A 17,999-nucleotide genomic window follows, 5' to 3' on the forward strand; every position below is an offset into this window, starting at 1 on the left:
GCATGGTCGACCGGCCGCACCTCTGGCGCTCCGGGGGCCCACTGCCCGCCGTCGAGGGCGAGTACGTGCTGCGGCGGGCGACGACGGCCGCGGCCGTCGGGAACGTCGCGGAGTGGTACGACTTCGGCCTCTACTCCTACCTCGCGGGGACGGTGCTGAGCCGGGTCTTCTTCCCCGACGCGGGCCCCTGGGCGGCGGTCTACACCCTCGGGGCCTTCGCGGCGGCGTTCGTCATGCGCCCCCTCGGCGGACTGGTCTTCGGACCGCTCGGGGACCGCATCGGGCGGACGAAGGTCCTCTCGGCCACCGTCGTGCTGATGGCGGCGGCCACCCTGCTGCTCGGTCTCGTGCCCGGCCACGGGACGCTCGGGATCGCCGCCCCGATCCTCGTCCTGGTCGTCCGCATGCTGCAGGGCTTCTCCGCGGGCGGGGAGTACACCGGGGCGCTGACCCTCATCGCGGAGTACGCGCCCGACCGGCGCCGCGGCTTCTTCGGCAGCTGGCTGGAGTTCGGGACGCTGACCGGCTACACGCTGGGCGCGGGCGCGAGCGCCACGGTGATCGCACTGCTGCCCGACGAGGCGCTGCTCTCCTGGGGCTGGCGGCTCCCCTTCATGCTGGCGCTCCCGCTCGGGATCACGGGCATCTACCTGCGGCTGCGCCTCGAGGACACCCCGGCGTTCCGCCAGCTCATGGACCGCTCCCCCGCGCTGTCCGGCATGCCGTTGCGGCGCGCGCTGCGGATCGTGCTCGTCCGCTACCGCCGGGGGGTGCTCGTCGCCGGCGGCCTCGTCGTCGCCTGGAACGTGGCGAACTACGTCATGACCAGCTATGTCCCCACGTACCTCACGAGCACGCTGGTGGAGTACGGCGAGGCCGGCAGCGGCAGCGCTGTGGCGACGGGTCTGCAGGTCGCGGTGATGCTGGGCATGCTGGCGGTGATCACCGGCCTCGGGCGGCTCAGCGACCGCGTCGGGCGCCGCCCGATCCTCCTCACCGGCAGCATCGCCCTCGTCGTCACCGGGTTGCCGTCGGTGTGGCTGCTGCGCCAGGGGCTGGCCGGCCAGGTGGGCGGGCTCGCACTCATGGGGACGTGCCTCGTCTGCTTCGCCGCCGTGGCGCCCTCGACGCTGCCGGCCGTCTTCCCGACGCTGGTGCGCTACGGCGGCCTGGCGCTCACCTTCAACATCGCGGTGTCGGTCTTCGCCGGGACCTCGCCGACCGCCATCGCGGCGCTCACGGCCGCGACCGGCTACCTGGACTGGGCCGGCTGGTTCCTCGTCGCGGCCGGGGTCGTCGGGATCGTCAGCGTGGCCTTCCTCGAGGAGAGCGCCGGACGACCGCTCGCCGGTGCCCGGCCGCTCGCCTCGAGCGCGGACCTGCCGCTCCCCGAGCGGTCGCCCGACGGGGTCTTCCTGGAACACCCCCGGGACTGATCCCGGCGCATCCTCGAGGCGCGCGTCAGCGGGTCGCGGGACGCGGCAGCTCGGTCCGGCGCAGCCGGCCGAACGTGCGGGGGTCGGCCATGGCGAACAGGCCCGTCGTCGTGCCGTCGGCGCGACGGTAGCGGGCGACGAAGCGCCGCTCGTCGACGTCGCCGTGCAGGATCTCGACCTCGTCCGCGGGATCGGGGTGCCCGGCGAGCTGGAGCATCCGCCCGTACTGCTCCGACCAGACGTAGCCCGAGGGCGCCACCGTGCGGACCGTGGCGCCCGCCAGCAGGTTCTCCGCCGCCACCGCGGCCTGCTCCCCCGCGCTGGTCCAGTGCTCGTGGCGGTGCGACGCCGGGCCCCGGGACCAGCGGGCGACGTCGCCCACGGCCACGACGGCGGGCACGTCGGTCACCATGCCGTCGTCGGTGCGCGCCCCCTGGTCGACCTTGACCCCCGAGCCCTGCAGCCACCCGGTGTTCGGGGTGATGCCGACGCCGACCACGACCACGTCGGCCGGGACCTCCCGCCCGTCGCGCAGGCGCACCCCGGTCACCCGACGGCCGCCGTCGGCCGTCGACGCCGTGGCGAGCCCCTCGACCGCGGCGCCGGTGTGCAGCGTGGTGCCGTGCTCGGCGTGGAGGGCCACGCAGGGGCGGGCGAGGGTCTCCCCCAGGACCGGCGACAGCGGCGTGGGGAGCCCGTCGAGCACCGTGACCGGCAGGCCGAGTGCCCGGCACGTCGAGGCGACCTCGGCCCCGATGAACCCGCCCCCGACCACGACCACCCGCGCGCCCGGCACGAGCTCCGCCCGCAGCGCGCGGGCGTCGTCGAGCGTGCGCAGCGCGTGCACGCCCCCGACGTCCTCCGTGCCGGGCAGCCGCCGGGCGGACCCCCCGGTGGCGACCACGACGCCGTCCGCGCCGAGCTCCGTGCCGTCGTCGCAGCGCACGCGGCCCGCCGCGGTGTCGAGCGCGACGGCGCGCACCCCCGCGCGCAGGTCCAGCGACAGGTCGGCGAGGTCGTCGTCGTCGAGCAGCGCGAGGTCCGCCTCGTCGCTCCGCCCGGCCAGGTAGGCCTTCGACAGGGGCGGCCGGTCGTAGGGGGCGTGCGGGTCGTCGCCCAGCAGGGTCAGCCGACCGTCGAACCCGGCCTGCCGCAGGGCCTGCGCCGCGCGCACCCCGGCCACGGAGGCCCCCACGATCGCGATGGTCTTCATGCGTACTCCTCACCGACGGGGGAGGGAGACCGCGGCGCGACACGGGGCCGCGGCACCGGAAGGACCGACGTTGCGTCCTGAGCGCGCGTGATCCTTCATGCGCAACACGAACCGTGCGATACGGCCCCCGGCCCCGTCAAGGACCCGTCGTCGGACGGACGGAACGTCCGGTGACCGAGCAGGCCTTGACACGGGTCCTTCCCGACCTGGACCGTGCTCGTTGCGCGATGAGAACAGTAGTTCCGTATCACGCAACAGGGACACCGCGGTTCCGATTCTCCGGATCCGTCGCCCACCCGGGCCGACCCCTCGTCGAGGAGCACGCACGATGACCACTGGTGAGTACGTCGGGTCGATCGCCGACACCCAGCTCCCCGAGAGCCTCCGGGCCACGTTGCCGGGGCGGTACTACACCGATCCCGCGATCTTCGCGGCCGAGCAGGCACTGATCCTGGAGGAGGGCTGGTTCTGCGCCGTCCTCGCGGCCGACATCCCGACGGCGGGCGACTTCGAGACCGTGCAGGTCGGCCGCGAGAGCGTCATCGTCGCCCGCGGCCGGACCGGCGACGTGCACGCCTACCTCAACGTGTGCCGGCACCGCGGTGCCCGGCTCTGCACCGAGGAGAAGGGCTCGGTCCGGCGCTCCTTCCAGTGCCCTTACCACGCCTGGACCTACGGCCTCGACGGCAAGCTCATCTCGGCCCCGAACATCGCCTCGATGCCCGACATCGACCGCCGCGAGTACGGGCTGAACCGCGTCGCGGTGCAGGAGTGGCTCGGCTACGTCTGGGTCTGCCTCGCCGACGAGCCGCCGTCGTTCGCCGACACCGTGATCGCGGACGTCACCACCCGGCTCGGCTCCCCCGAGGCCATCGTCGGCTACGACGTCGCCGGCCTGCAGCTCGGCCGGCGCATCTCCTACGACGTCGCGGCGAACTGGAAGCAGATCGTCGAGAACTTCATGGAGTGCTACCACTGCGGCACGATCCACCCGGAGCTGACCGAGGTGCTCCCCGAGTTCGCGGACGGTCTCGCCGCCCAGTACTTCGTCGGGCACGGCGCGGAGTTCGGCGAGGACGTCGCGGGCTTCACCGTCGACGGCTCGGCGGGTCTCGCGCGGCTGCCCGGCGTCGCCGCGGAGCAGGACCGCCGCTACTACGCGATCACGGTCCGCCCGCAGGTCTTCATCAACCTGGTGCCCGACCACGTGGTCCTGCACCGGATGTTCCCGCTCTCCGCGGACCGGACCCTCGTGGTCTGCGACTGGCTCTACCTCCCCGAGGTCGTCGCCTCGGGTGCCGACCTCGACCGCTCCGTCGAACTCTTCCACCGGGTCAACCAGCAGGACTTCGAGGCCTGCGAGCGCTGCCAGGTGTCGATGGACTCGCGTTCCTACGCGCGCGGCGGGGTGCTCGTGCCCAGTGAGCACCACATCGGCGAGTTCCACGACTGGGTCCGCGAGCGCGTCGGCTGACGCCGCTCCCCCACCTCCACCCCACCCCTGCCGACGAGACGAGCCATGAGCGCCGACCCGGACCCCACCTCCCGTCCCCTCGCCCCCGAACCCCTCGCCGACGCCTTCGCGGTCGCCGACCAGCTCGCCGTCCACGGCAGCGACTGCGTCTGCCCGCGGTGCGCGGGGCGCCTGCCCTTCCTCCTCCGCGACCTCGCGCGCGCCCTCGACGGCGCCGACGGGCCGGACGGGTCCGGCCGGTCGGCCGACCAGGGCAGATAGCCTCCGCGGATGTCCGAGCCGACCGCTGCCGCGTCCGGGGCGACCCCCCGGGTCGGCGCGGTCCAGTCGGTCGACCGCGCGATGACCGTCCTGGAGATCGTCGCCGAGCACGGCGAGTGCGGGATCTCCGAGATCGCGGCGGCCCTCGACGTGCACAAGTCCACGGCGTCGCGCCTGGTCGCGGCGCTGGAGCGCCGGTCCCTGGTCGAGCAGCACGGCGACCGGAAGAAGTACGCGCTCAGCTTCGGGCTGATCCGGCTCGCGGCCGCGGCGACGGCGCGGCTCGACGTCTCGCGCCTCGGCCGGCCGGTGTGCCAGCGCCTCGCGGAGTCGCTCGGCGAGACGGTGAACATCGCGGTCAGCGACGGCGAGGCGGGGATCACCGTCGCGCAGGAGAGCGGGACGGCCTCCGTCGTCAGCGAGAACTGGGTGGGCCGCCGGACCCCGCTGCACGCGAGCTCGGCGGGCAAGGTGCTGCTCGCGTGGATGGATCCGGCGGACCGCCGGCGGGTGCTGCGTCGCCCCCTGGAGCGGTTCACCGAGGAGACGATCGTGTCGGCGCCCGCGCTGCGGATCGAGCTCGCGCGCGTGTTCGACGAGGGCCACGCCCGCTCCTTCGAGGAGCTCGAGGTGGGGATGCACGCGGTCGCCGTCCCGGTGTTCTCCGGCGACGGCTCCGTCGGGTCGTCCCTGTCGGTGACCGGCCCGGCCTACCGGCTGCCCCGCCGCCGGGCCCGCGCCGTCGTCGGCGAGCTCCGGGAGGCCGCGGCCGAGCTCTCCGCGAAGCTCGGCCACACCTCCTGACGACGGATCGGCGCCGGACGACGGGTCAGCGCAGGACGACGGTGCTGTGGCCGTCGAGGAGCACCCGGTGCTGGCAGTGCCAGCGCACGGCGCGGGACAGCGCGAGGGCCTCGGCGTCCCGCCCGACCATCTGCAGGGCGTGCGGGTCGTAGGAGTGGTCGATCCGGATCACCTCCTGCTCGATGATGGGGCCCTCGTCGAGGTCGGCGGTGACGTAGTGGGCGGTCGCCCCGACGAGCTTCACCCCGCGGTCGTACGCCTGGTGGTAGGGCTTGGCGCCCTTGAAGCCGGGCAGGAACGAGTGGTGGATGTTGATGGCGCGGCCCCGCAGGGCGGTACACGTCCGGTCGGAGAGGACCTGCATGTAGCGCGCGAGCACGACCAGCTCCGCGTCCAGCCGCCGGACGACCTCGAGGAGCCCGGCCTCGGCGTCGGCCTTCGTCGCCGGTGTGACCGGCAGGTGGACGAACGGCAGCCCGGCCGCCTCGGCCATGGGGCGCAGGTCCTCGTGGTTGGACACGACGCCGACCAGCTCCGCGCCCAGCGAGCCGGAGCGCCACCGGAAGATCAGGTCGTTCAGGCAGTGCCCGAGCTTCGAGACCATGACGAGGACCCGGACGGGGCGGGCCGGGTGGAACGTGTGCTCCATGTCGAACGCGGCGGCGACCGCGTCGAACCCCGCGGCGACCTCGTCGACCGTCGTGCCGTCCGGCACGGCGATCTCGGTGCGCATGAACAGCCGGCGGCGCACCGCGTCGTCGAACTGCTGGTGCTCGACGATGTCGCAGCCTCGGGCGGCGAGATGGCTCGCCACCGCGTGGACGATGCCACTGCGGTTCGGGCAGCTCAGGGTGAGGGTCAGGGTGTCGCTCACGATCGTCTCCTCAGCACTCCACGACGGTGAGGGCGAGACCCCCGCGAGCCGTCTCCTTGTACTTGACCGACATGTCGGCCCCGGTCTCCCGCATGGTCCGGATGGCCCGGTCCAGCGAGACGTGGTGCGCGCCGTCGCCGCGCACGGCGATGCGGGCCGCGGTGACGGCGGTCATCGACGCCACCGCGTTGCGTTCGATGCAGGGGATCTGGACGAGGCCGCCCACCGGGTCGCAGGTCAGCCCGAGGTTGTGCTCGATGCCGATCTCGGCGGCGTTCTCCACCTGCTCCGGCGTGCCCCCGAGGAGTTCCGCGAGGCCGGCCGCCGCCATCGAGCAGGCCGAGCCGACCTCGCCCTGGCAGCCGACCTCGGCGCCCGAGATCGACGCGTTGCGCTTGAACAGCATCCCGACGGCGCCGGCGGTGAGCAGGAAGCGGACGACGTGGTCGTCGGAGAACCCGGGCAGCACCTGCGCGGCGTGGTGCAGGACCGCGGGCACGATGCCGGCCGCGCCGTTGGTCGGGGCGGTGACCACCCGCCCGCCCGCGGCGTTCTCCTCGTTGACCGCGAGCGCCCAGAGGGCCACGTGGTCGCCCGGCTGCGTGTCGTGCCCGGCGGCGGCGTCCTGCTCGAGCCGGCGGCGCATGGCCGCGGCGCGGCGCCGGACCCGCAGGCCACCGGGGAGCACGCCCTCGGTCGAGGCGCCGCGCTCGACGCACTCCCGCATCACCGACCACAGGTGCAGCAGCCCCGCCCGGGTCTCGGCCTCGGGCCGCCAGGACGCCTCGTTGGCGAGGACCACGTCGCTGATCCGCAGGCCGGCGGCGCGTGCCCGGGTGAGCAGCTCGTCGCCGGTGGCGAAGGGGTGGGCGACGGGGACCTCCGCCTCGCGCAGCACCGGCCGTCCCGTCTCGTCCTCGTCGAGGACGAAGCCGCCGCCGACCGAGTAGTACTCGCGCCGGTCCACCACGTCCCCGTCGGCGTCCAGCGCGGTGAAGACCATCCCGTTGCTGTGGAAGGACAGCGTCGCCGCGCGGTGCAGCACGACGTCGGTGTCGACGTCGAAGGCGATCGGGTGCTTGCCGGCGAGCAGGAGGGAGCCCTCCGTGCGCACCGCGGCGACGAGGGGACCGGTGGCCGCCGGGTCGACGAGGTGCGGCTGCTCCCCCAGCAGACCCAGCACGACGGCGGGGACGCTCCCGTGCCCGTGTCCGGTGGCCCCCAGCGAGCCGAACAGCTCGCAGCGGACCCCGGCCACGCGGCCGAGCGCCCCGGCGCCCCGCAGGCGGGCGGCGAACAGGTACGCCGCCCGCATCGGGCCGACCGTGTGCGAGGACGAGGGGCCGATACCGACCTTGAACAGGTCGAACACCGAGATGCTCACGAGATCTCCCGCCCGCTCGCGCCATTCGTACGCGACTAATATATGAGTTGCCGACGTGCTTGTGAAGACTGCGCGCACCACCGCTATGATCGGGAGGTGACCGTCCTCCCGGAAGCACCGACCGCCCGTGGTCCGCTGTCGCTGTCCGAACAGGCCTATGCGGCCATCCAGGACCGGCTGATCATGTTGGACATCCCCCCGATGTCCCCCATCGACGAGGTCGGCCTGGTCGCCGCCCTCGGCGTCGGACGCACCCCGGTGCGGGAGGCCCTCAAGCGCCTCGAGGTCGACCGGCTGGTGGTCTCCTACGCCCGCCGCGGCACGTTCGCCACCGCGGTGGACATCACCGACCTGGCCTACATCTCCGAGATCCGGGTGCAGCTGGAGCCGCTCGCCGCCCGCCGGGCCGCCGACGTCTCCACCGCCGACGTGCGCGACGAGCTGCGCGCGCTCGCCGACGCGACCGAGGCCCTCGACGTGCCGACCCTCACCCGCGACGAGCTCATGCGCTGGGACCTCCGCGTCCACCGGGCGATCTACCGGGCGGCGGGCAACCCGCACCTCGAGGACACGCTGGTGCGCTACGACAACCTCGCGACCCGCATCTTCTGCCTGTTCCTCGACCGGATGTCGGACTTCGTCTCCCACGTCGAGGAGCACGCGGGCCTCCTGCGCACGATCGCGGACGGGGACGGCGACGCCGCGGCCCGCCGCGCCCGCCAGCACGTCCAGGGCTTCGAGAAGGCGGTCCGCGCGGTCATCTGACCGGGAGGGGTCACCGCACGATCTGCTCCCGCACCGCGGCCGTCACCTTCGCGGCGCGCAGGACCAGGTCGTCGACGTGCTCGACGGCGTCGAGCAGCTCCTCCCGGACGGCGGGGTCGGTGATCCCGGTGAGGGCGACCTCGACGTTGACCCGGGCCGTGCCCGCCGCCGCCCGCAGCACCTCGGCCGCGGCCGCGATGCCCGGGGCCGCCGGGCGACCGCCGACCGGCCGCAGCACCTCGGCGAGCGTGAGGACCTGCTCGGTCACCCCGATCACCCGCACCGCGAGCCGACCGGCGGCGAGGAGCGCCTCCGCGCGCCGGAGCTCCGCGTCGTCGGCATCCTCGTGGCCCCCGTCGTCGGGTCGTGGCACCGCCGCCACCCCGGCGGCGACCCGGCCGTCCTCGGCCGCGAGGTCCAGCGCGAGCTCCCGGAGCTCGTCGCAGCGGTCCCGGGTCCGGGTGGCGACGTCGGACGCGGCGGGCCGCCCGCCGGCCGACGACCGCGCCACCGCGGCGACCAGGGCCGCACCCTGCGCCGCGTGGAGCGCGGCGCCGGGACCCGTGCCCGGTACGGGGGCGCGCGCCGCCGCCCCCGCGAGGTACCCCTCGATGGTCTCGGTGCGCACGGCTGGCTCCTCGTGACGGTGGACCCGGCTCAGCGCCGGATCCGGGTCATCTCCGGGTCGACGAGCGGCTCGGCCGCCACGGTCGCCCGCACGGACGCCCCGAAGTACCGGATGTCCACCGCGTCCCCGGGCTCCAGCCCGGCGGGCAGCCAGGCGTAGGCGATCGGGCGGCCCACGGTGTGCCCGAAGGCCGCCGAGGTCACGTGGCCGGCGGGCTCGCCGTCGACGTACACCGGCTCGTGGCCGAGGACCACGCTGCGCCCGTCGTCGACGGTCAGGCAGGTCAGCCGCCGGCCCGCCGTCTCCGCGCTACGCCCCGCGAGGGCGTCCCGCCCCACGAAGTCGCCCTTGGTCTGCGGGCGCACCGCGAACCCGACCCCGGCCTCGTACGGGTCGTGCTCGGTGGACATGTCGGTACCCCAGGCGCGGTAGCCCTTCTCCAGACGCAGGCTGTTGAAGGCGGCCCGCCCGGCCGCGACGACGCCGAGCGGCTGCCCGGCCCGCCAGAGGGCGTCCCAGAGCCGCTGCCCGTACTCAGCGCCGGTGTAGATCTCCCAGCCGAGCTCGCCCACGTAGGACAGCCGCATCGCGACGACGGGCACACCGGCGATCACGGCGCGGACCGATCGGAAGTACCTGAGGCCCTCGTGCGAGAGGTCGGCCGGGGTGAGGGGCTGGACGAGGTCGCGGGCGAGGGGGCCCCACACACCGATGCAGCACGTGCCGCCGGTGACGTCGCGGACCCGCACGCCGGGGTACGCGGCCGCGACCCGCTGGAGGTACTCGACGTCGAGCGGGCCGTTCGCGCCGACCTGGAACTCCTGCTCCCCCAGCCGCGCCACCGTCAGGTCGCTGCGGATGCCGCCCGCCGCGTCGAGGGCGAGCGTGTAGGTCACGGAGCCGACGGACTTGTCCATCTTCCCGGTGGTGATCCCGTCGAGCATCGTGACGGCGTCCGGCCCGCTCACCTCGACCCGCGTCAGCGGCGTCATGTCGTACATCGCCACCGCCGTGCGGGTCCGCCACGCCTCGACCGCGGCGATCGGCGAGTGGAACTGCGCCGCCCACGGGTCGCGCGCGGGCGGGGCCCACTCGGGCGGGAGGTCCGCGACGAGCGGGGCGTTCGCCTCGTACCAGTGCGGGCGCTCCCAGCCATGGGACTGCAGGAACACCGCGCCCAGTTCCTTCTGGCGCGCGTGGAACGGGCTGACCCGGACGTCGCGCGGCGAGAGCCGGGGCTGCAGCGGGTGCACGATGTCGTAGATCTCGACGAAGTTCTGCTGGGCGGTCTCGGAGACGAACTCGTCGGTGGTCTCGAACTCCTCGAACCGGTGCACGGAGCAGCCGTGCAGGTCGATCTCGCTGCGGCCGTCGACGAGCAGCTGCGCGACGCTCCGCGCGACCCCGGCGGAGTGGGTGACCCACACCGCCTCGGCGATCCAGAAGCCGGCCACCTCGGGCGACTCGCCGATCAGTGGCCCGCCGTCGGGGGTGAAGGAGAAGATGCCGTTGAACCCGGTGTCGATCTTCGAGTCGCGCAGCGAGGGCAGCAGCGTCCGGCTGTGCTCCCACTGGGGGGCGAAGTCCTCCTCGGTGAACGGCAGCATCGAGGGCTGGCGGGACTCGCTCATGTCGCCGCCCTGCACCTCGGGCAGCTCGTCCAGCGAGACCGGCATGGGCCGGTGCGCGTAGGAACCGATGCCGAGCCGGTCGTCGTGCTCGCGGTAGTAGAGGTCCTGGTCCTGGTGACGCAGGATCGGCAGCCGGGCCTCGACGTCGGCGTCGTTGCGGCCGACGAGCGCGGGGACCTGGCCGGTGAACACGTACTGGTGGGCGAGCGGGAGCAGCGGCACCTTCATCCCGACCAGCTCGCCGAGGGCCCGGCCCCAGAACCCGCCACACGACACGACGACGTCGGCGGGCACCTCGCCCGCGTCGGTCCGCACCCCGGTCACCCGACCGCCCTGCTGGGACACGCCGGTCACTCGGGTCGACCCGCGGAACACCGCCCCCCGGGCCTGCGCGCGCCGCATGAGGGCGACGACCGCGCGGGAGGCCTTGGCCAGGCCGTCGTCCGTGGTGTGCAGGCCACCGAGGACCTGGTCGGGGTCGAGCAGCGGGTGCAGCTCGAGGCAGCGCTGCGCGTCGACGACCTCCGCCCCGACCCCCCAGGAGGTGGCCCAGCCCTGCTTGCGGTGCAGGTCGGCGAGCCGCTCCGGGGTGGTCGCGACCTCGAGGCCACCGACCGGGTTGAAGCACCAGGCGCCGTCGACGTCCAGCGCCGAGAACTTCTCCTTGGTGTAGGTGGCGAACCGGGTCATGGTCCGCGACGCGTTGGTGGCGAAGACCAGACCGGGCGCGTGGGAGGTGGACCCCCCGGCGAGCGGCAGCGGCCCCTGGTCGAGGACGGTCACGTCGGTCCAGCCGCGGGCGGTGAGCTCGTCGGCCAGGTTGGCGCCGACGATCCCGGCCCCGATGACGACGACGCGGGGGGGGGTGGCCATGGCGTCTCTCTCCAGTCAGGCGGAGGCGGGTGCGAGGGACCGGGCGGCGTCGACGAGACGGTCGACGACGTAGCCCGCGAACGAGGTGCGGACGAGCACGACCAGGTCGTCGTCGCCGTGGGCGACGAGCAGGACGGCGGCCTGGCCGAGCAGCGTCTGCGCGCAGCGGCCCCGGCCGAACCGGGTCGGGCGGAGGTCGAGCGAGCAGCTGGACGCCAGCAGCTCGCGGGCCGAGCGGCCCTGCAGCCGGACCCCGACGCGTTGCGCGGTGACGTCCACGGCCATCCCGCCGAAGGGCGCCGCGAGGGCGTCCACGCGGTCCTCCCAGCGCTCGGGGGTCGCCGTGGCGTCGGTGAGCAGCCACTCGTCCGGGCCGAGGCGCAGGGCCTGCCCGTCCGCGAGGGCGGTCCAGGCGTCGGCCGGGTGCGGGAGCACCCCGCCGAGCGCCGCGCCGAGGGCGGCGAGCGCCCCCGGCTCCGGGTCGACGCGCAGGTCGACGACGCTGACCGGCGGTTCGAGTGTGAGCGTCGGGTCGCCGGTGAGGGCCTCGAGCGTCGCCCGCCGGCTCTCCAGCGGGTGGCGTCGGGTGAGGACGGTGGGAGACGGAGCGGAGCGGAGCTCGACCCCGCTGGTCAGTTCAGCCATCACGACGGGCTCCTTCGGGGTCGACCAGGACGGGGCCGCCGATCTCCACGGACACGAGCTGGTCGCCGATCGGGACGGCGACGACGTCGCCGATGCGCTCCCGACCTCCTCGGACCAGGGCCAGGGCGAACGGCCGCCCGAGAGCGGCGCTGCGGTAGCTGGAGGTGACGTGGCCGAGCATCGGCACCGGGGGCGGCGGCAGCCGCCCGTCGTCGGGAAGGGCGACGACCTGCGAGCCCTCGGGCAGCGTCGTCGTCGCGTCGGTGGGGAGCAGCGAGACGAGGTGCTTGCGCTGCGGGTCGGCGTTGAGCGGGCGGGCGAAGGAGCGCTTCCCGACGAAGTCGGGCTTCTTCCTCGAGACCGCCCACGACATCCCGAGGTCGTGCGGCGTGACGGTGCCGTCGGTGTCCTGCCCGATGATCGGGTAGCCCTTCTCGGCGCGGAGGACGTGCATCGTCTCAGTGCCGTAGGGCGTGATGCCGTACTCGGCGCCCGCGGCGAGGAGCCGGTCCCACAGCGGCGCGGCGTACCAGGAGGCGACGCTGACCTCGAAGGCGAGCTCGCCGGAGAAGGAGATGCGCGCCAGGCGCACCGGCACGCCGTCGAGGACGGTGTCCTGCCAGGTCATGAAGCCGAAGGCGTCGTTCGAGACGTCGACGTCGGCGAACACGCGACCGACGACGTCGCGGGACCGCGGGCCGGCGACCGCGAGGATCGACCACTGCTCGGTGACCGAGGTCAGCCGCACGCGCAGGTCGGGCCACTCCGTCTGGAGCCACTCCTCCATCGTGTCCAGCACGTGGGCGGCGTTGCCGGTGGTGGTGGTGACGAGGAACCGGTCCTCGGCGAGGCGGAGCACCGTCCCGTCGTCGACCACCATGCCGTCGTGGCCGCACATCACGCCGTAGCGCACGCGGCCGACCTTCAGCGTGCTCATCAGGTTCGTGTAGAGGTGGTCGAGCAGCACCCCGGCGTCCGGCCCGCGCACGTCGATCTTGCCGAGCGTCGAGCCGTCCATCATGCCGACCGCGTCCCGCACGGCCGCGCACTCCCGCAGTACCGCCGCGGTCATGTCCTCCCCCGGGTGCGGGTAGTACCGCGCCCGCTTCCACTGCCCCACGTCCTCGAACACCGCCCCGGCCTCGACGTGCCGGTGGTGGACGGGCGTCGTGCGCACCGGGTCGAACAGGTCGCCGCGGTCCCGGCCCGCGAGGGCCGCGAACGGCACCGGCGTGTACGGCGGCCGGAAGGTCGTGGTGCCCATCGCCTCCACCGGGCGGCCGAGGAGCTCCGCGGTGATGCCCGAGGCGAGCACGCCGGAGGTCTTGCCCTGGTCGTGGGCGGTGCCGATCGTGGTGTAGCGCTTCACGTGCTCGACCGAGGTCATCCCGGCCCCGACGGCGCGGGCGACGTCGGCGACCGTCGCGTCCCGGGCGATGTCGACGAACTGGCGGGCCGGGTCGCCCGGGGTGCGCCAGAGCAGCGCGCGCGGGGTGATCTCCTCGGGCCGGGCGGTCGGCGCGTCGTCGCCGCCCGCCTCCCGGAGCACGTCGGCCAGGGCGTAGGCGCCGTTCGCCGCGCCCACCACGGCGGTGCGCGGGAGGTCCCCGGCGGGCCGGAAGGCGACGAGCCCGGCGTCCCAGCGCAGCGGTCCGCCGACGTGGCTGAACAGGTTCGCGGTGGGGTTCCACCCGCCGGCGAGCAGGAGCAGGTCGCAGGGCACCGCCCGGCGGTCCTCCCCCACGAGCACGGCCTCGACCCGCCGCTCCCCGACGGTGCCGCGGACGTCGGTGCCGGCCTCGACGGGCACGCCGGCCTCGGCGCACCGCCGGGCCCAGCCCGCGGGGGCCTGCGGCCGTCCGTCGACGACCCGGACCGAGGCCCCGGCCGCGTGCAGGTCGAGCGCGGCGGCGTAGGCGCTGTCGTCGACGGTGAACACGACGACCTCGCGCCCGGCGAGGACGCCGTACCGGTGCAGCAGGTCGCGCGCGGCGGAGGCGAGCATGACGCCGGGTCGGTCGCCGTCCTCGACGACGATCGGCCGCTCGATCGCGCCGGCGGCGACGACCACGCGGCCGGCCCGGATGCGGTGCACCCGCTGCCGGGGCCCGGGGCCACCCTCGCCGCGGCGCTCGAGGGCGAGCACGAACCCGTCGTCGTAGTGCCCGAAGGCGGTGGTGGCCTGCAGGTGCGTGACGTGGGGGGCGGCCGCCAGCTCGGCGACGACGTCGGCCACGAACTCGTCCGCGGGACGGCCGTCGATCGTCTCGGTGCCGGTCAGGGTGCCGCCGGGGGTCGCCCGGTCGTCGACGAGCACCACGTCCTGCCCCGCCCGGGCCGCGGTGCGCGCGGCGACGAGCCCGGCCGGGCCGGCACCGACGACGAGGACGTCGCAGTGGACGTGCCGGTGGTCGTAGCGGGCGGTGTCGCCGACCTCCGCGAGGCGTCCCTGGCCGGGCACGCCGCGGGCGACGAGGCCCTCGGTGACCTCGACGGTCGTGGCGAGCAGCATCGGCTCGGGGAAGGGCTCCTCGATCTGGACGAGGCCGCCCGGGTCCTCGGTCCAGGCGCCGACGACGCCACGGGGACGGCCGAGCTTGACGCTCGTGCCCAGGGCGACGACGTCGTGCGCGAGGAGCGCGGAGGCGAGGGTGTCGCCGGGGTGGGCGGTGTAGCCGACCCCGTCGAAGGTGAACGACACGGTGCGGGACCGGTCGACCCGGCCGTATCCGTCGACGCGGCTCATGCGGACCTCTCGGGGCGAGCGGAGCGACGGGGGAAGGACCCGTAGGGACGGGTCTCGGCGAAGACGTAGGTGCGGGTGTCGCGCACGGCGCGCAGCCAGCGGCGGCACCCGGCGTCGTGGCACCAGCGCTCCGCGAACGCGCCCTCGGGGTTGTCGCGGAAGAAGACGAACCGGGCCCACTGCTCGTCGTCGAGCGCGGCGGGGTCGGCCGGGTACTCGAGGCCGGCCTGGCCGCCGTAGCGGAACTCGTTCTCCTCGCGCGGCCCGCACCAGGGGCAGGTGATCAGTTGCACGGTGGTCTCCGGGTGGGTGCGACGGGGTCGGTGCGGGAACGGGTCAGTGCGCGACGCCGGCGGCGCCGTGCTCGTCGACGAGCGCGCCGGTGACGAACCGTTCGAGGGCGAAGGGGGCGACGAGCGGGTGCGGGCGGCCGTGCGCGACGGTGTCGGCGAAGGCCCAGCCGATGCCCGGGGTCGCCTTGAAGCCGCCGGTGCCCCAGCCCGCGTTGACCAGCACGTTCTCGTAGGGCGTGTGGCCGACGATCGGGCTGGCGTCGGGGGTGACGTCGACGATGCCGGCCCAGCTGCGCAGCAGGTGGGCGCGGGCGAACACGGGGAAGAGCTCGACGGCGGCGGCCATCTGGCGCTCGATGACCCCGAAGGCCCCGCGCCGGCCGTAGCCGTTGTAGCCGTCGACGCCCGCGCCCATCACGAGCTCGCCCTTGTGGGCCTGCGAGACGTACACGTGGACGGCGTTGGACATGACGATCGTCGGGTGGACCGGCTCGAGCAGCTCGGAGACGAGCGCCTGCAGCGGGTGGGACTGCAGCGGGGTCCGCACGCCGAGCCGGTCGAGCAGCACCGAGGTGTGCCCGGCGGCGCAGAGCGCCACGGTGCCGCAGCCGATGTCGCCGCGGGTGGTGCGGACGCCGGTGACCCGGTCGCCGTCGACGACGAAGTCGGTGACCTGGCAGTTCTGGATGATGTCGATGCCGGCGGCGTCGGCGCGGCGGGCGAAGCCCCAGGCGACGTAGTCGTGCTTCGCGATCCCGGCCCGGGGCTGGTAGGTGGCGCCCTGCACGGGGTAGCGGATGTCGTCGGAGACGTTGACGATCGGGCAGATCTTGGCGACCTCGTCGGGGCCGAGCCACTCGGCGTCGATCCCGTTGAGGCGGTTGGCCTCCACCCGGCGCACCGAGTCGCGGACGTCCTGCTCGGTGTGGGCGAGGTTGAGCACGCCGCGCTGGCTGAACAGGATCGGGTAGCCGAGGTCGTCCTCGAGGCCCTCCCAGAGCTTGAGGGAGTGCTCGTAGATCGCGGCCGACTCGTCCCACAGGTAGTTCGAGCGGATCAGCGTGGTGTTGCGGGCCATGTTGCCGCCGGCCAGCCACCCGCGCTCCAGCACGGCGACGTTCGTGATGCCGTGCTTCTGCGCGAGGTAGTGGGCGGTGGCCAGGCCGTGCCCGCCGCCGCCGACGATGACCACGTCGTAGGTCTTCTTCGGCTCGGGCGTGCGCCAGAGGAAGTCCGGGTGCTCGGGCAGCGCGGCGCCGGGGGGAACGGTGCTCGTCATGACTGCAGCTCCGGGTAGAGGGGGTGGCGGTCGGCCAGCGCGGCGACGCGGTAGGCCAGGGCGTCGAGCTCGATCTCGGTGACGTCGGGGCGCAGGGCGCGGGCGACGACGTCGGCGACCTCGCGGAAGTCGGAGACGGTGAACCCGCGGGTCGCGAGCGCGGCGGTGCCGATGCGCACGCCGGAGCTGACCATCGGGGGCCGGGGGTCGAACGGGACGGCGTTGCGGTTGACCGTGACCCCGACGCGGTGCAGCCGGTCCTCGGCCTGCTTGCCGTCGAGCACGTGGTCGCGCAGGTCGACCAGGACGAGGTGCACGTCGGTGCCGCCGGAGACCACCCCGACGCCGGGCTCGGTGAGCAGCCGCTCGGCGAGGACGCGGGCGCCGGCGAGCGTGCGCTCGCAGCGCTCCCGGAACTCGGGGGTGCCCGCGAGCTTGAAGGCGACGGCCTTGGCGGCGATCACGTGCTCGAGGGGGCCGCCCTGCTGGCCGGGGAAGACCGCGGAGTTGAGCGCCTTGGCCAGGGAGCGGTCCGCCGCGAGGATCACGCCGCCGCGCGGGCCGCCGAGCGTCTTGTGCGTGGTCGAGGTGACGACGTGCGCGTGCGGCACCGGCGAGGGGTGCAGCCCGGCCGCGACGAGCCCGGCGAAGTGGGCCATGTCGACCATCAGGTACGCACCGACCTCGTCGGCGATCCGCCGGAACGCCGCGAAGTCGAGCTGCCGGGGGTAGGCCGACCACCCGGCGATGATCAGCTTGGGGCGGTGCTCCCGGGCGAGTCGGGCGACCTCGTCCAGGTCGACCCGGTGGTCGTCGGCCCGCACGTGGTAGGCGGCGACGTCGTAGAGCCGGCCCGAGAAGTTCAGGCGCATGCCGTGGGTGAGGTGCCCGCCGTGCGCGAGGTCCAGCCCGAGGATCGTGTCGCCCGGCGTCAGCAGCGCGGCCATGACCGCGGCGTTGGCCTGCGCACCGGAGTGCGGCTGGACGTTCGCGTACTCGGCGCCGAAGAGGTCCTTGAGCCGCTCGATGGCGAGGGTCTCGACGACGTCGACGTGCTCGCACCCGCCGTAGTACCGGCGGCCCGGGTAGCCCTCGGCGTACTTGTTGGTGAGCACCGAGCCCTGCGCCGCCATCACCGCGAGCGGCGCGAAGTTCTCGCTGGCGATCATCTCGAGCGTGCCGTGCTGCCGGTCGAGCTCCCGGGCGACCGCGGCGTGCACCTCGGGATCGACCTCCGCCAGGGACCCGTCGAGGGCCGCGCGGGGCCCCGTCCCCACCGTCGTCGTGCTCATCGTCGCTCCCGCTCGCCGACTGATATATCAACTGCCGAGGACTGTAGACACGGCTGCCGACGAGGGTCAACACTCGTCACGCCGCGACCTCACGGCGACCGGGTGACACCTCGGAAGACGACGCAGGAGGAGCCACGATGACGACCGGGACGACGACCGGGATCCAGACCGGCAGGACCCCCGGCCGGGGCCTCGACGAGGTCGCCCGGCTGGACCGCTGGCTGCGCGCGCGGGCCACTCCCGACCGCGCACTGGGCTGCACCATCCGCGCGGCCGACCGGGACGCGGCGGCGGAGGTGGCCGCGCGCCACGGCTACGCGCTGCGGGCCAGTGCGGTGGAGGAGCCCGGGGCGCTGTGGGCGGAGTTCCGACCGGTGGACTGAGCCCCGAGTGGTGGTCGC

General features: G+C 74.4%; 16 protein-coding genes. 6 read left to right on the top strand and 10 right to left on the bottom strand.

Annotated elements, in window-relative coordinates:
* Positions 1–2: 2 nt before the first annotated feature.
* The gene (locus tag BJ983_RS11120) at positions 3–1,436 is read left to right on the top strand and encodes an MFS transporter (RefSeq protein WP_179793848.1); all 1,434 of its coding nucleotides are present in this window, start codon (positions 3–5) and stop codon (positions 1,434–1,436) included.
* A gap of 25 nt (positions 1,437–1,461) precedes the next feature.
* Here BJ983_RS11120 and BJ983_RS11125 read toward each other — a convergent pair whose 3' ends face one another.
* Complete coding sequence (locus BJ983_RS11125; protein ID WP_179793849.1) at positions 1,462–2,649, bottom strand: NAD(P)/FAD-dependent oxidoreductase; 1,188 nt, start codon at positions 2,647–2,649, stop codon at positions 1,462–1,464.
* Between the two features lie 328 nt (positions 2,650–2,977).
* Here BJ983_RS11125 and BJ983_RS11130 point away from each other — a divergent pair, with 328 nt between their 5' ends.
* From BJ983_RS11130 to BJ983_RS11140, 3 genes are read left to right on the top strand one after another with little or no spacing between them, the layout of a single operon-like run.
* A complete protein-coding gene (locus tag BJ983_RS11130; RefSeq protein ID WP_179793850.1) occupies positions 2,978–4,123 on the top strand; it encodes an aromatic ring-hydroxylating oxygenase subunit alpha in 1,146 nt (381 codons plus the stop codon).
* Between the two features lie 45 nt (positions 4,124–4,168).
* A complete protein-coding gene (locus tag BJ983_RS11135) occupies positions 4,169–4,384 on the top strand; it encodes a hypothetical protein (protein ID WP_179793851.1) in 216 nt (71 codons plus the stop codon).
* Between the two features lie 9 nt (positions 4,385–4,393).
* Entirely contained in the window at positions 4,394–5,188 is a 795-nt protein-coding gene (locus BJ983_RS11140) for an IclR family transcriptional regulator (protein ID WP_179793852.1), read from the top strand.
* 25 nt (positions 5,189–5,213) lie between these two features.
* Here the strand turns inward: BJ983_RS11140 and purU are convergent, their stop codons facing one another.
* A complete protein-coding gene (gene purU, locus BJ983_RS11145; RefSeq protein WP_179793853.1) occupies positions 5,214–6,062 on the bottom strand; it encodes a formyltetrahydrofolate deformylase in 849 nt (282 codons plus the stop codon).
* Positions 6,063–6,072: 10 nt separating this feature from the next.
* Positions 6,073–7,446, bottom strand: a complete 1,374-nt coding sequence (locus tag BJ983_RS11150) for an L-serine ammonia-lyase (RefSeq protein WP_179793854.1) — start codon at positions 7,444–7,446, stop codon at positions 6,073–6,075.
* A gap of 96 nt (positions 7,447–7,542) precedes the next feature.
* On the opposite strand from BJ983_RS11150, the gene BJ983_RS11155 reads away from it, so the two are divergent.
* Positions 7,543–8,211: an FCD domain-containing protein gene (locus BJ983_RS11155; protein ID WP_179793855.1), complete on the top strand. Its 669-nt coding sequence runs from the start codon at positions 7,543–7,545 to the stop codon at positions 8,209–8,211.
* Between the two features lie 10 nt (positions 8,212–8,221).
* On the opposite strand, the gene BJ983_RS11160 is transcribed toward BJ983_RS11155, so the two are convergent.
* The 7 genes from BJ983_RS11160 to glyA are packed head-to-tail and all read right to left on the bottom strand — an operon-like array spanning position 8,222 to position 17,598.
* Positions 8,222–8,839, bottom strand: coding sequence for a cyclodeaminase/cyclohydrolase family protein (locus tag BJ983_RS11160; RefSeq protein ID WP_179793856.1), 618 nt, complete (start codon positions 8,837–8,839; stop codon positions 8,222–8,224).
* A gap of 29 nt (positions 8,840–8,868) precedes the next feature.
* A complete protein-coding gene (locus tag BJ983_RS11165; RefSeq protein WP_179793857.1) occupies positions 8,869–11,343 on the bottom strand; it encodes a GcvT family protein in 2,475 nt (824 codons plus the stop codon).
* 15 nt (positions 11,344–11,358) lie between these two features.
* On the bottom strand, positions 11,359–11,988 hold the full coding sequence (locus BJ983_RS11170) for a sarcosine oxidase subunit gamma (protein ID WP_179793858.1): 630 nt from the start codon (positions 11,986–11,988) through the stop codon (positions 11,359–11,361).
* On the bottom strand, positions 11,981–14,734 hold the full coding sequence (locus tag BJ983_RS11175; protein ID WP_179793859.1) for a 2Fe-2S iron-sulfur cluster-binding protein: 2,754 nt from the start codon (positions 14,732–14,734) through the stop codon (positions 11,981–11,983). Before BJ983_RS11175 ends, BJ983_RS11170 begins: the two co-directional genes overlap by 8 nt.
* The gene (locus BJ983_RS11180; RefSeq protein ID WP_179793860.1) at positions 14,731–15,027 is read right to left on the bottom strand and encodes a sarcosine oxidase subunit delta; all 297 of its coding nucleotides are present in this window, start codon (positions 15,025–15,027) and stop codon (positions 14,731–14,733) included. The genes BJ983_RS11175 and BJ983_RS11180 overlap by 4 nt, the downstream gene beginning before the upstream one ends.
* A gap of 43 nt (positions 15,028–15,070) precedes the next feature.
* Complete coding sequence (locus BJ983_RS11185; protein ID WP_179793861.1) at positions 15,071–16,306, bottom strand: sarcosine oxidase subunit beta family protein; 1,236 nt, start codon at positions 16,304–16,306, stop codon at positions 15,071–15,073.
* A complete protein-coding gene (glyA, locus tag BJ983_RS11190) occupies positions 16,303–17,598 on the bottom strand; it encodes a serine hydroxymethyltransferase (protein WP_179793862.1) in 1,296 nt (431 codons plus the stop codon). The genes BJ983_RS11185 and glyA overlap by 4 nt, the downstream gene beginning before the upstream one ends.
* 137 nt (positions 17,599–17,735) lie before the next feature.
* On the opposite strand from glyA, the gene BJ983_RS11195 reads away from it, so the two are divergent.
* Positions 17,736–17,981 carry a hypothetical protein gene (locus tag BJ983_RS11195; RefSeq protein ID WP_179793863.1) on the top strand — a complete coding sequence of 82 codons (246 nt, stop codon included), beginning with the start codon at positions 17,736–17,738 and terminating at the stop codon, positions 17,979–17,981.
* The last annotated feature ends 18 nt before the right edge of the window (positions 17,982–17,999 follow it).

Origin of the sequence: Actinomycetospora corticicola (assembly GCF_013409505.1) — a bacterium.
Classification (GTDB): Bacteria; Actinomycetota; Actinomycetes; order Mycobacteriales; family Pseudonocardiaceae; genus Actinomycetospora; species Actinomycetospora corticicola.